The organism is Nonomuraea sp. H19, from assembly GCF_052068215.1.
Lineage (GTDB): Bacteria > Actinomycetota > Actinomycetes > Streptosporangiales > Streptosporangiaceae > Nonomuraea.
The window spans coordinates 302067-314357 of the sequence record NZ_JBQHCV010000006.1 but is presented as its reverse complement, the minus strand read 5'-3'; the positions used below and the strand labels follow the sequence as shown (position 1 = coordinate 314357).

The window sequence follows — 12291 nt, the reverse complement described above, 5'->3', positions numbered from 1 at the left end:
GCCCGAAACTGATGCGGAGACGTGCCAATGGAACGTGCCCACGCCCCGGCGAAGTGGACATTGGCTCATCCCCGTCACGGCGGCCCGGCCGGGCGTGGCGCCGTGCCCCTCCAGGTGACGCGTCATGGGGTCATCGGGGAGGACGCCTCGGCGTAGCGCCGGCGCGGGATGCGGCCCGCCTGCCGGGCCTGCCGCCCCGCGACCACGGCCGACTTCATGGCCGCCGCCATGAGATCGGGCCGCTGCGCCCGGGTGACCGCCGTGGCCAGCAGTACGGCGTCGCAGCCCAGCTCCATCGCCAGCGCCGCGTCGCTGGCCGTGCCGATGCCCGCGTCGAGGATCACCGGGACCGCGGCGGCCTCCACGATCAGCTCGATGTTGTGCGGGTTGCGGATGCCCAAGCCCGAGCCGATCGGCGCGCCCAGGGGCATCACCGCCGCGCACCCGGCCTGCTCCAGCCGCCGCGCGAGCGCTGGATCGTCGCCGATGTACGGCAGCACCACGAACCCGTCCGCCACCAGCCGCTCGGCCGCGTCGAACGTCTCGATCGGGTCGGGCAGCAGCGTCCGCTCGTCGGCGATGACCTCGAGCTTGACCCAGTTCGTCCCGAGCGCCTCCCTGGCCAGGCGCGCCGTCAGCACCGCCTCGCCCGCCGTGAAGCAACCGGCCGTGTTGGGCAGCACCTTGATGTCCCGCTTGCGCAGCACGTCCAGCACGGAGCCGCGGGCGCCCGGGTCGAGCCGCCGCATGGCCACCGTGGTCAGCTCGGTCCCCGAGGCCGCCAGCGCCTGATCGAGCACCTCCAGCGAGGGCGCGCCGCCGGTTCCCATGATGAGCCGGGAGGAGAACTTCTCCCCGGCGATGATCAGATCATCCACCTTGCACCGCCGTCAGCACCTCCACGCGATCACTGTCCCGGAGCGCCGTCGTCTCCCAGGCGCTCCGGGTGACCACCTCGTCGTTCACGGCCACGGCCACCCCTGTGGTGGCCTGCGTCAATGTGTGTACGGCCTGCGCCACGGTCATGCCGTCGGCGACCTCGTGCGCGGCCCCGTTGATCAGCACAATCATGAAATTTCCTCAAACCTCCCCGGCGAGCACAACGCCGCCAGCTCGCCTTCCTCGCCCGGCTCCCCTGCGACGAGGGCCGCCGTGAGCGGCGCCAGCAGCACGCCGCCCCGGTAATGCCCGGTGGCCAGCGTGAGCCCCGGCGTACCGCTCGGGCCGATGATGGGCAGGTTGTCCGGCGTGCCCGGGCGCAATCCCGCCACCACGTCGGCGACCTCCAGCTCGGTCACGCCCGGCACCAGCTCCCTGGCGTCGCGCAGCAGCTCGTAGAGCCCGCCGGCCGTCACCCTCGTGTCGAACCCGAGCTCCTCCTGCGTGGCCCCGACCACCAGCTCACCATCGCCTCTGGGGACGAGGTAGACGGGCGTGCCGTGCACGGTGCCGCGTACGCACCTGCTGAGCAGCGGCTGGGCCGAACGCAACCGCATGATCTGCCCCTTGATGGGCCGCACCGGCAGCTCGGCCAGCTCGGTGCTCCAGGCTCCGGCGGCCAGGATGACCCGTTCCGCCCGGATCTCGGACGGCGCGGGGGTGCCGGCGGTCGAGCCGATCGGCGGTGCCAGGCGTACTCCGACGACTCTGCCGCCGTCGCGCAGGAGGCCGGTGGCGCGTGCCCGTACCAAGGGGGCGTGGAGCCGGTCCAGGGCGGCGAGCAGGGCCGTCGTGACGCGGCGCGGGTCCACCCAGGCGTCGCCCGGCGCCAGCAGCCCGCCGCGCACGGAAGGGGCCAGCATGGGCTCGAGACGGCGGCACTCGCGCCCGGTCAGCCGCTCGACCGGCAGCCCGAGCTTCTCCATGAACGTCGCCAGCTCGTCGAGCGCCGCGAGGTCGTCTGCCCCGAACGCCACGTCGAGCGTCCCATCCGTACGAAGATCCAGCCCGCGCCGGGCCGCCTCACCGGCACCCTCGCCGCCCCCGAACGCACCGAAGACGTGGCCGGAGGAGGCGTCGCCCGGCGTAAGCCCGGTGTCCGCGGCGGGCAGCCCGGCGTTCGTGGCGGGCAGTCCGGTGTCGCCCGCCGGCAGCCCGGCGTCCGCGGCCAGTTCGGCGGCGAAGGACGGCCAGCGGCGCAGCGAGGCCAGCCCCAGCCGGAGCAGCGGCGCCTCCGTGTACGTGACCTCGCTGACCGGGGCCAGCATGCCCGCCGCCGCGTGCGAGGCCCCCGAGGCCGGAGCCGGGTCCACCACGGTGACCGGCCGCCCTGCGCGGGCCAGCCGCCAGGCGATGGACAGTCCGACGACCCCGCCGCCTACGATCACATCCACATGCGCTCCCTTCGCCGGCATGATCCGGATCAGGTGTCTTGCGGTCGAAGGCCCGGTGCAGCCTTCCTCTCAGCCCGGTAACGGCCGGACTCCCGCGCGTCTTACCTCCTCAGCCTACGGCCTCGGTGCCACGCCCGGACACGCTCCCGTTATGGTCTTGAACGTGAATCATGTCGTGGTGGTGGGAGCGGGCCTGGCCGGAGTGCGCACCGTGGAGGCGCTGCGCGGACGGGGATTCGACGGCAGGATCACCCTGATAGGCCAGGAACGGCATCGTCCCTACGATCGCCCGCCCCTGTCCAAGAGCGTGCTCCTCGGCGACGCCGACACCAGCTACGTCGACACCGACCTGGCCGCCATCGACGTCGACTTCCGGCCCGGCGTCGCCGCCAAGGCCCTGCGCGAGGGCGTCGTGGAGACGACCGAGGGCGAGGTCGGCTACGACGGCCTGGTCATCGCCACCGGAGCGGAGCCGATCATGCTGCCCGGCGACGGCCCTCAGCACGTGCTGCGCACCCTCGACGACGCCCACGAGCTCAGGGCCAGGCTCGTGCCCGGCGCCCGGGTCGCGATCATCGGCGCCGGGTGGATCGGCGCCGAGGTGGCCACCGCCGCCCGCCGCGCCGGATGCGCCGTGACGGTGATCGAGGCGGCCTCCACTCCGCTCGCGACCGCCGTGGGCACGGAGCTCGGCGCCCGCACCGAGCCCTGGTACGAGGGCATCGACCTGCGGCTCGACACCATGGTCGGCTCCGTGGACGAGGGCGGCGTACGGCTGCTCGACGGCGAGTTCGTCGAAGCCCACGTGGTCGTCACCGGCATCGGCGTGCGCCCCGCGATCGAATGGCTCGCCGACGCCGACATCGACCTGCACAACGGCGTCGTCGTCGACGAGCACCTGCGTGCCTCGCTGCCGAACACGGTCGCCGTCGGCGACTGCGCCGCCTGGTGGTCCCGCCGATTCCAGACCAGGCTCAGGGTCGAGCACTGGGACACCGCGCTCAACGCCCCCGAGGTCGCCGCGGCGACCTTGCTGGGCGAGGACGCGGTGTACGACCCGGTGCCGTACTTCTGGTCGGAGCAGTTCGGGCACATGGTCCAGTACGCTGGGCACCACCCCGCGGGGGAGCGTCTCCTCTACCGGGGTGATCCGGACGGCAAGTGGTCGGCCGTCTGGCTCACCGCCGGCGGAACCCTCGCGGCGGTGCTCGCCGTGGACCGTCCGCGCGATCTCGTACAGGGTCGCCGGATCATCGACGCGGGTCACCTTATGGACGCGGAACTCCTGGTAGATCCACAAGTCCCCCTACGGGATTGTGTTGTTTGAGCAAGGACGGCATGTGGTAGTTGTGGTTTCGTGACGCTTTCTGTTGCACAGATCGACCGGGAGACCGACCAGCTCGTCGACGAGTGGCTCACTCTCCCCGAAGTGGCCTCGCGCCTCGACCTTTCGATCGGGCGGGCCAAGCAACTCCTCAAGGACCACAAGCTCCTCGGCGTGCGCCGCGGGAGCGGGGGCCCGCAGGTTCCTGCGGTGTTCCTGGACGGGAAGGAAGTGATGAAGGGCCTGCCCAGCACGCTGACCGTGTTGCAGGACGCCGGCTACGACGACGTCGAAGCGCTGCGTTGGCTCTTCACCCCCGACGAGTCGCTGCCGGGATCGCCCATCGATGCGATCAAGGCCGGCCGTCATACCGAGGTCAAGCGGCGTGCCCAAGCCCTCGCTTTCTGAGGCCCGCCTCTATCTCTGCACAGACGGCCGCCGCGACCGCGGCGACCTGGCGGAGTTCCTCGATTCGGTGCTGGCCGGCGGCGTGGACATCATCCAGCTGCGGGAGAAGGGCCTGGAGGCTCGCGAAGAACTCGCGCTCCTCGAAGTCTTCCGCGACGCCTGCGACCGGCACGGCAAACTACTAGCGGTCAACGACCGGGCGGACATCGCCTACGCCGCCCGGCCCGACGTGCTCCACCTGGGGCAGGACGACCTTCCCGTGATGGTCGCGCGAGAGATACTCGGCGACGACATCGTCATCGGACGGTCCACTCACTCCGCCGCCGAGGCGTCCGCCGCGGCGGTGGAGGAGGGCGTCGACTACTTCTGCTGCGGCCCCATCTGGCCCACCCCGACCAAGCCCGGCCGCCCCGCTCCCGGCCCGCCGCTGCTGCGGCACGCGGCATCGCTGGGGACCTCGCGGCCGTGGTTCGGGATCGGCGGCATCGAGCTCGGCAACCTGGACGAGGTCATGTCGTACGGGGTCAGGCGGGTCGTGGTGGTACGCGCCATCACGGACGCCGAGGATCCGGGGGCGGCCGCGGCGGAATTCGCCAAGCGCCTGTCAACCGGCGCGCGCTGAGCCGGGGCGCGCCGGTCGCGGATGCCCGCGGCCGGTGCGGGTGCGGTGCCGCCGAGCGGCGCTTCCCCCTGCCGAGCGCTGGCCCCGGGCGACCTTGAGGCCGGCCTTGCGGCAGCCGGCTGCGTGGGAGCCGGTGACCGCGCCTCTGCGGCACGTGGGGCCGGCGGCCGGGACGGTCAGGTCTTGCGGGACGTGGCGGCGATGGCGAGCTCCTTCAGGGCGACGCGCGCCTCGGCGGTGACAGGAGCCTCGTCCAGCGCGGCCAGCGCCTCGCCCAGGTAGTCGCCGATCAGGTCCTCGCACTCCTGCAGCGCTCCCGTGTCCTCGATGATGCCGCGGAGCGTCCGCACCCCCTGCTCGTCCAGCGCCGGGTCGCCGAGCAGCCGCCGCACCGTCTCCGCCGCGCCGGGGGAGGCGGCCGCCAGCGTGCGGGCCACGAGCATCGTCCGCTTGCCCTCCCGCAGGTCGTCCCCGGCGGGCTTGCCGGTCTGCGCCGGGTCGCCGAACACCCCGAGGATGTCGTCCCGGAGTTGGAAGGCGATCCCGACCCGCGTGCCGTACCCCGTGCACAGGTCGTCCATCCACGGCAGGCGCTCCTGGGCGGCGAGCACCAGGCCGAGCCGGAGCGGCTGCTCCACCGAGTATTTGCCGCTCTTGAACAGCGCCACCCGCAGGGCCGAGTCGAACGTGTTCTCCCCGTTCGCCTGCTCCAGCAGGTCGAGGTATTGCCCGCACATCAGCTCCGTGCGCATGTGGTCGTGCACGGGCTGGGCCGCTTCCAGGGACTCGGGCGGCAGGCCGCTGGTGCGCCACATCTCGCCCGACCAGATCAGCAGCAGGTTGCCCAGCAGGATCGCCGCGCCCTCGCCGAACTGCTCCGCCGAGCCGTGCCAGCCGGCCTTCTCGTGCATCGTCTGGAAGCGGCGGTGCGCCGCCGGCATGCCCCTGCGCAGGTCGCTCTTGTCCATCACGTCGTCGTGCACGAGCGCGCTGGCCTGCAGCAGCTCCAGCGAGGCCGCCGCGGTGAAGATCTCGGGCACGTCGGTGCCGCCCGCGCCGCGCCAGCCCCAGTAGCAGAACGCGGGACGCAGCCGCTTGCCACCGGCCAGCAGCTCGCCGGCGGCCGTGCGCAGCGGCTCCAGGTCGGGGTCGCCGGGGGCGGGCAGCTGCCGTTCGACGAACGCGCCCAGGGCCCGCTCCACCTGCGTGCGCAAGACGTCCATGCTCGCGGCGTCAGTGGTCATGTCTTGAGACTAGTGGTCGGGCGAACACACTCCGATCCGGGCTCACGTCTGCTCCCTCTGATCATGACGGGCTACCTGTAACCTTGGGGCCATGGCGCTTGGTCGACCCTCAATCCTGCCCGATCGTGTTCCCACCGTTCGCGACATGCTCGCCTCCGGTGGCCGGTCGTTCTCCTTCGAGTTCTTCCCCCCGAAGACCGACGAGGGCGAGCGGCAGCTCTGGCGGGCGATCAGGGAGCTGGAGTCGCTGCGGCCGACGTTCGTGTCGGTGACGTACGGCGCCGGCGGTTCCACCCGCGACCGCACGGTCGACATCGTCGAGCGGATCGCCCACGACACCACGCTCACCCCCGTGGCGCACTTCACCGCCGTCAACCACTCCGTCCGCGAGCTACGCCACCTGGTGGGCCGCTTCGCCGACGCGGGGGTGCGCAACATCCTGGCCGTCCGGGGCGACCCTCCCGGCGATCCCTCCGGCGAGTGGGTGCAGCACCCCGACGGCGTCCTCTACGCCGAGGAGCTGGTGCGGCTGATCAGGCAGGCGGGCGACTTCTGCGTCGGCGTGGCCGCCTTCCCCTACAAGCACCCGCGCTCGCCGTCCATCGAGGCCGACACCGAATACTTCGTGCGGAAGTGCCGCGCCGGGGCGGACTACGCGATCACGCAGATGTTCTTCCAGGCCGAGGACTACCTGCGGCTGCGCGACCGGGTGGCGGCCAGGGGCTGCGACACGCCGATCATCCCGTGCATCATGCCGGTGACGCAGATGAGCACGATCGCGCGCTCCGAGCAGCTGTCGGGGGCGCCGTTCCCGGCGGACCTGGCGGCCCGCTTCGAGGCCGTCAAGGACGATCCCGCCGCGGTGCGGCGCCTCGGGATCGATCACGGAGCCGAGATGTGCCAGCGGCTGCTGGACGAGGGCGCGCCGGGGATCCACTTCATCACCTTCAACCGCTCCAGCGCCTCGCGCGAGGTGTTCCAGCGTCTGAGCGTCGCCCTCACCGCCTGATCAAAACCCCATATTTTACGGCGGAGCCAACATCACCCAACCGCCGACCAGGGCTGAGGGCCTCCAGGGAGACGGTTTCTGACCCCGCACGGGGCCGGGCGCCGTCACGCCGCATCGCGGGCGGGAAAGTGGTGCAAAAGCGTTGACCACGACAGCGCGGAACCTTGGGGGCCCGCCACCCGCCCGCAGGGGGACCGGGCGGGTGACGGGCAGGGGACGGTAGGCGGTCCGTAAATGATCCGTCACTTTCTGTCATTGATGGTGCCCGTGGTCATGCGCCGGCAAACCCACGAGATTCGGCTTCACCAGTCGTTATGGCAGGGGGAGCGGGCGGCCCGCGATCGCGTACTCCTCGTAACCGCCCGGGAAGACGAACCTCGTCAGCAGGTCCCTGAAGCCGAGGCCGGCGTAGAGGTGGCGGGCGGCAGTGGGCTGGTCGTGGGTGGACAGGACGGCCGTGCGCTCGTGGCGGCCCGCGCACAGCGTTCTGATCATGGCCCGGCCGATGCCCTTGCCCTGGTAGTGGGGGTGGACGTGGATCTCGGCCAGCTCGAAGGCGTGCCCCAGCCAGGCGGCCGCGACCTCCCGACCCGACTGCTCCGTCAGCGCTCTGAGCACCACGTCGTGCCACCACTGCCCGGGCGCGCCGCGGAAGCCGTACGCGAAGCCGACGGTCCTGGGGGCCTCGCCCGCCCCAGTGGGGGATTGATCCCGCCATTCTGCGAAATAACACTGAAAATGGGGATATGTCGCATGATTTCGCATAATGGTCTTACGGCCGGTGATCTGGTCCTCGGGCGGGTTCATCGCGGCCGTGTAAATGCCGATCACCGTCTCCAGCCGCTCGGTGAACTCGGCCGGCCCCGCCCCGCGAAACTCGATCACCCGTCGCACACTACTCGACGTCCACCGGGGTGCCCTCGGTGATCCGCACCAACTCGTCAAAGGTCGTCGGGAACACCGTCAGCGGATGCCCCCCGGCCGCCCACACCACCTCGTGCTTGCTCAGCCAGTTGTCCACCAGAGTGCGCACCGGCGCCGGGTGCCCGACCGGGGCGACGCCGCCGATGGGCTGGCCCGTGGCGGCCCTGACGAACTCGGGAGTCGCCCGGCGCACTCGCTGGGCGCCCGCGGTGCGGGCGATCAGCTCCACGTCCACGCGGTGCGCCCCGCTCGTCAGCACCAGCAGCGGCTCGCCGTCGGCTTCGAAGATCAGGCTGTTGGCGATGGCCCCGACCTCGCACCCGAGCTGAGCGGCGGCGCTCGCCGCCGTGGGCGCCTTCTCCGGCAGGACGACGATCTCGCCGGTCGCCCCTAGCTCGCGCAGCGCGGATTCCACCAGAACGGCATTCGCCGGCAACTTCTGAGACATGGAGACACTCTAAACAGATTGACGCGTCATTACCTCTTCATGGTGATTGGTGTAGGGTCCACTGATCTGTTCGTAAGATGGCATGAGAGGTGGTACGGAGTGGGGGTTCGACGGCTGCCCGGAGTGGCTGCTCTTCTGACGGCTGGTGCCGTCGCACTCTCGGGCTGCGGGACGCAGGCGGCGCCACGTGCGCAGGCGGCCCCGGTCATGACCAACGTGGTCCCCACCGTCACGCCCACCGCCGCAGGCGGCCAGTCGGGCCCGGCCGCCGCGGTCACCGCGCCGCGCAAGACCCTCAAGCTGGGTGCCAAGGGCAAGACCGTCACCTGGCTGCAGAAGCGCCTCACCGAACTCGGCTACCGCCCCGGCAAGGCCGACGGACAGTACGGCGGCACGACGCTGACCGCCGTGTGGGCGTTCCAGAAGGTCAACGGCATCAGGCCGACCAGCACGGTCGCCAAGCGGACCTGGGAGGCGCTGGAGAGCCCGAAGGCTCCCAAGGTCCTGGTCAAGAACGGCAAGCCGACCCGCGCCGAGGTCGACCTCACCAAGCAGATCATGGTCCTGTACGTCGGCGGCGAGGCCGAGCTGATCACCCACGTGTCCTCCGGCAGCGGGATCCCGTACTGCGAGACCACCGCCTGGCAGGGCAAGGAGCAGCGGTTCTGCGGCTCGGCCCGCACGCCGACCGGCGACTACAAGACGACGTGGCGCAAGAGCGGCTGGCACAAGTCCTACCTCGGGGAGCTCTACAACCCGATCTTCTTCAATGGCGGCATCGCCTTCCACGGCGCGCTGTCGGTGCCGCTCGCGCCGGCCTCGCACGGCTGCGTGCGCATGCCGATGAACGTGGCCGAGGTCCTGCCCGGCATGCTCGGCAGGGGCGTCCCGGTCCACGTCCGCGGCGCGTTCAAGCGTCCCTGAGCGATCGCCCCGGCGTAACGCCCGCATAACCAGAGTGGGTGACGGGCGCGTTATGGATCTTTTGTTGGACTCCCTCCTGACTTCTGGGGGGTTTCATGACAACGGCGTCCATAGCCCGAATGCCGGGGATCGCACCGGCAGAGCGTGGGAAGGGCCGGTCGTGGCCATGGTGGCTGCTGCCGGCGGTGGGGTGGGCCGCGCACGTGGCGCTGCGGCTGTGGCTGTACCGGTATCACGCGGGGCCTGTCGCGAACCCGGACGAGACCGGCTATCTCCTCGCCGCCCGCCGGCTGGCCTGCGGTCCCGGCGCCGATCTGACCGGCTCGACGTTCTACCAGGGCGGCTACGCGGTGCTGCTCGTCCCCGTCTTCTGGCTGACGTCCGATCCGGTGCTCGCCTACCGGCTGGTGGCCGGGGTGGGATCGATGGCGGCGGCGGCCGCGTACCCGCTGGCGTACCTGCTGCTGCGGCGGCTCGGCAGCAGCCGGCGGGCGGCGCACATCGTGGCGTTCGTGGCGGCGCTGTCGCCCGCGCTGCTGGTGTTCTCCGGGCTGGCGCTGGCCGATGCGATCCTGCCCACCCTCGTGCTGGCCTGGCTGCTCGCGGTGCACGACCTGGCCGCGTACGGCTCGGTCAGGGCGGGGGCGGCGGCGGGGGCGCTGGCCGGGTACGCGACGGCGGTGCACCTGCGGGGGATGGTCCTGCTGGCGGTGTGCGTCCTGGTCGTGGCGGTGCTGGCCCGGCGGGTGCCGCGCGGGGCCGTCGCGGCGGCGCTGGCGGGTGCGGGCCTGACGACGCTGGCGGGACAGGCGCTCAACGGGGCGTTATCGGCCGCGCTGTACCCGGGCGGGGCGCGCGACCTCTCCGGCCTGCTGGCCTCCAGGCTCACGAGCCTCGAAGGGCAGGCCTGGGCGCTGTCGGGGGCGGCAGGGCAGCTCTGGTACCTGATCGCCGGCACCTGGGGACTGGCGGGCGTCGGCCTGGCGGGCGCGGCCGCCCTGCTCGTAAGCCGATCCGCGCCGGTCCCGCGGCGCGTGCTGGCGGGCGCGCTGCTGGCCGTGACCGTGGGCATCGCCTACGCCTCCTCCGCCGCGCTGCCGGACGAGCACCGGGTCGGCAACTACGCCTATGGGCGCTACCTGGCCTGCGTCGCCGTCGCCTGGACGCTCGCCGGGCTGATCGTGCTCATCAAGGGCGGGCGGCTGCCGGTGGCCCGGCACGCGCTGGCCGCCGCGGGGCTGATGGCCGTGATGGGCGGGGTGGCCGCCTGGTACGCGGGGGACCGGCTGGAGCGCTACGCCTTCATCGCGTTCGACTTCCCCGAGGTGATCTTCCTGAGCGGGGTGCACGACTCACTCGATCTGGCCGCCGCCTCCACCTCCGCCCTGATCCTGCTGGGCTGCCTGGCCGGCGCGGCACTCCTCACCGCTCGCCGGGCCAGGCTGCTGGTCGTGGGCGTGCTGGCGCTGATCAACCTCGCGTTCACCGCGGACCTGGCGCCCGCGAGCCCGCCGGCCTCCGGCCGGGACTGGCTGCCCGCGCCGCCGCCGGGGCCGGTGGCGGTGGACCGGCGGGTGAAGTGGAACCTCTGGGTGCCGTTGGCCTACCGCGTGTGGTGGACCGAACTCGACTTCTACGACCGCACGCCGCCGCGGGGCGCCTGCACCGCCGTCGTGCCGTCCGACGCGGGCGCACCGCCGGCGGGCTGGACCGCGACCGGCGAGGGCGGCGCCCGCCAGGGCTGGACGAGCTGGTCGAACCCGCACTGCCGATAGCGCTCACCCCTCGCCCGGGTGGGCGGCGTCCCGGCGCTCGCGGGCCTCCCGCCGGCCTGATCGGGCCGCCAGCGACAGCCCGATCGCCTGCGCCACCCCGGCGGCCAGCAACAGGAAAGCCGTGGCCGGCTGCCAGGAGGGGATGCCGGCCACGAAGTCGGGAGCGTCGTAGAGCCCGGCGAACACATGTAAGGGAACGAGGAAGGCGGCGAGGAAGCCGAGCGCGTACGGCACGATGAGGACGCCCGACAGGACGAGGAGCAGCGCGCGCCCCCTGCGGTGCCGCCGCAGGAGCACGCCGATGGCGGCGAACGCCACGGCCACCACGCCCACCACCAGCGCGGTCCACCAGATCAGCTGCCAGGTGTCCACACCCAGCGCCGTCATCCCGTCGGCGTCGACCGGGCCGCCGCCCTCCCACTCGGGCCCGTTGATCTGCGCTTCCGTGGCCGCCTCGATGGCCACGCGGTTGGCGGCCGCGTACGCTGCCGTCAGGGCCGGTCCCAGTGCGAGGAGGACGAGACTGATCCGACCGCTTCGCGCCATCCGCTCACCTCTCGGGCATCCGGTCTTAATGACCTTCAAACCATACTGCGGCGCTAATCGATGGACCGCAGACCGGACAGCGCGATCTCGGCCGCCCTCCGCGCCGTGTCCCAGATGTCCTCGAGAGAGCGGTCGTTGTCCAGGTTGGCCATCACAGCCAGCTTGACGGCGCCGATCAGCGCCCCCACCGCCGCGCTCGCCTGGACCGCGTCCAGCCGGTCGGGGAACGCCTCCTGCAGCGCCTTGGCCAGCTTGAGCTGACTGTCGAACAGCAGGAACAGCGCCCGCGCCTGCAGCGCCGGCTGTGTCATGACGAGCCGTACGCGCAGCCGGGCATCCTCGAACGTGAGGTCCTCGTACTCGGTCGCCCAGATGAAGCTGTCGTTGACGTATCTGAGCAGCAGGCCGGTAGGAGACTCGCCGGGTCCCCTGTTCGCCAGCAACGCCAGAGCCCGCTCGAGCCGGTCCTGACCGTCGTGGAAGATCACGTCTTCCTTGCTGGCGAAGTAGCTGAAGAACGTCCGCGTCGACACCTCGGCCTCGGCCGCGATCTCCGCGAGCGTGGTCTCGTCGTAGCCCTTCTCCTCGAACAGCCGGAGCGCCGCGTCGATCAGCGCCCGGCGCGTGCGCTCTTTCTTGCGCTCCCGCAGACCCGCCATGTGGGAACTGTACTGCATTCCTTTACGTTTTTCATCCATTGAAGTTTTGCACCGGTTGATGTTTTCTGGAGGGAC

Annotated in this window: 14 protein-coding genes and 1 riboswitch; of the genes, 6 read left to right on the top strand and 8 right to left on the bottom strand. The window is 71.7% G+C overall.

Translation table 11 applies throughout. From position 1 onward, the window contains the following. Positions 1–122: 122 nt before the first annotated feature. The 3 genes from ACTMTI_RS15550 to ACTMTI_RS15540 all read right to left on the bottom strand — a co-directional run bounded on the left by ACTMTI_RS15550 (position 123) and on the right by ACTMTI_RS15540 (position 2333). Complete coding sequence (locus tag ACTMTI_RS15550) at positions 123–878, bottom strand: thiazole synthase (RefSeq protein ID WP_441121018.1); 756 nt, start codon at positions 876–878, stop codon at positions 123–125. Further along, positions 871–1071, bottom strand: a complete 201-nt coding sequence (gene thiS / locus ACTMTI_RS15545) for a sulfur carrier protein ThiS (RefSeq protein ID WP_441121017.1) — start codon at positions 1069–1071, stop codon at positions 871–873. The genes ACTMTI_RS15550 and thiS overlap by 8 nt, the downstream gene beginning before the upstream one ends. Further along, positions 1068–2333, bottom strand: coding sequence for an FAD-dependent oxidoreductase (locus ACTMTI_RS15540; protein WP_441121016.1), 1266 nt, complete (start codon positions 2331–2333; stop codon positions 1068–1070). The genes thiS and ACTMTI_RS15540 overlap by 4 nt, the downstream gene beginning before the upstream one ends. Further along, positions 2323–2439: riboswitch (TPP riboswitch) on the bottom strand. It overlaps the preceding gene by 11 nt. A 57-nt stretch (positions 2440–2496) precedes the next feature. Here ACTMTI_RS15540 and ACTMTI_RS15535 point away from each other — a divergent pair. From ACTMTI_RS15535 to thiE, 3 genes are read left to right on the top strand one after another with little or no spacing between them, the layout of a single operon-like run. After that, a complete protein-coding gene (locus ACTMTI_RS15535; RefSeq protein ID WP_441121015.1) occupies positions 2497–3660 on the top strand; it encodes an NAD(P)/FAD-dependent oxidoreductase in 1164 nt (387 codons plus the stop codon). A gap of 30 nt (positions 3661–3690) precedes the next feature. Then, positions 3691–4065: an Rv2175c family DNA-binding protein gene (locus ACTMTI_RS15530; RefSeq protein WP_441121014.1), complete on the top strand. Its 375-nt coding sequence runs from the start codon at positions 3691–3693 to the stop codon at positions 4063–4065. Then, entirely contained in the window at positions 4043–4687 is a 645-nt protein-coding gene (thiE, locus tag ACTMTI_RS15525; protein ID WP_441121013.1) for a thiamine phosphate synthase, read from the top strand. The genes ACTMTI_RS15530 and thiE overlap by 23 nt, the downstream gene beginning before the upstream one ends. A 176-nt stretch (positions 4688–4863) precedes the next feature. Here thiE and ACTMTI_RS15520 read toward each other — a convergent pair whose 3' ends face one another. After that, positions 4864–5931, bottom strand: coding sequence for a polyprenyl synthetase family protein (locus tag ACTMTI_RS15520; protein ID WP_441121012.1), 1068 nt, complete (start codon positions 5929–5931; stop codon positions 4864–4866). Between the two features lie 145 nt (positions 5932–6076). Between ACTMTI_RS15520 and metF the strand changes: the two genes are divergently transcribed. Further along, on the top strand, positions 6077–6940 hold the full coding sequence (metF, locus tag ACTMTI_RS15515; protein WP_441121011.1) for a methylenetetrahydrofolate reductase [NAD(P)H]: 864 nt from the start codon (positions 6077–6079) through the stop codon (positions 6938–6940). A gap of 312 nt (positions 6941–7252) precedes the next feature. Here the strand turns inward: metF and ACTMTI_RS15510 are convergent, their stop codons facing one another. Together ACTMTI_RS15510 and ACTMTI_RS15505 are read right to left on the bottom strand one after the other, a co-directional pair. Next, positions 7253–7825, bottom strand: coding sequence for a GNAT family N-acetyltransferase (locus tag ACTMTI_RS15510; protein WP_441121010.1), 573 nt, complete (start codon positions 7823–7825; stop codon positions 7253–7255). 10 nt (positions 7826–7835) lie between these two features. Next, on the bottom strand, positions 7836–8312 hold the full coding sequence (locus ACTMTI_RS15505; protein WP_441121009.1) for a YbaK/EbsC family protein: 477 nt from the start codon (positions 8310–8312) through the stop codon (positions 7836–7838). Positions 8313–8519: 207 nt separating this feature from the next. Here ACTMTI_RS15505 and ACTMTI_RS15500 point away from each other — a divergent pair, with 207 nt between their 5' ends. Continuing rightward, a complete protein-coding gene (locus tag ACTMTI_RS15500) occupies positions 8520–9236 on the top strand; it encodes a L,D-transpeptidase family protein (protein ID WP_441121008.1) in 717 nt (238 codons plus the stop codon). A gap of 119 nt (positions 9237–9355) precedes the next feature. Continuing rightward, on the top strand, positions 9356–11011 hold the full coding sequence (locus tag ACTMTI_RS15495) for a hypothetical protein (RefSeq protein WP_441121007.1): 1656 nt from the start codon (positions 9356–9358) through the stop codon (positions 11009–11011). Positions 11012–11014: 3 nt separating this feature from the next. On the opposite strand, the gene ACTMTI_RS15490 is transcribed toward ACTMTI_RS15495, so the two are convergent. Together ACTMTI_RS15490 and ACTMTI_RS15485 are read right to left on the bottom strand one after the other, a co-directional pair. Next, positions 11015–11557, bottom strand: a complete 543-nt coding sequence (locus ACTMTI_RS15490) for a hypothetical protein (protein WP_441121006.1) — start codon at positions 11555–11557, stop codon at positions 11015–11017. A gap of 53 nt (positions 11558–11610) precedes the next feature. Further along, positions 11611–12216, bottom strand: a complete 606-nt coding sequence (locus ACTMTI_RS15485; protein WP_441121005.1) for a TetR/AcrR family transcriptional regulator — start codon at positions 12214–12216, stop codon at positions 11611–11613. Positions 12217–12291 lie beyond the last annotated feature (75 nt).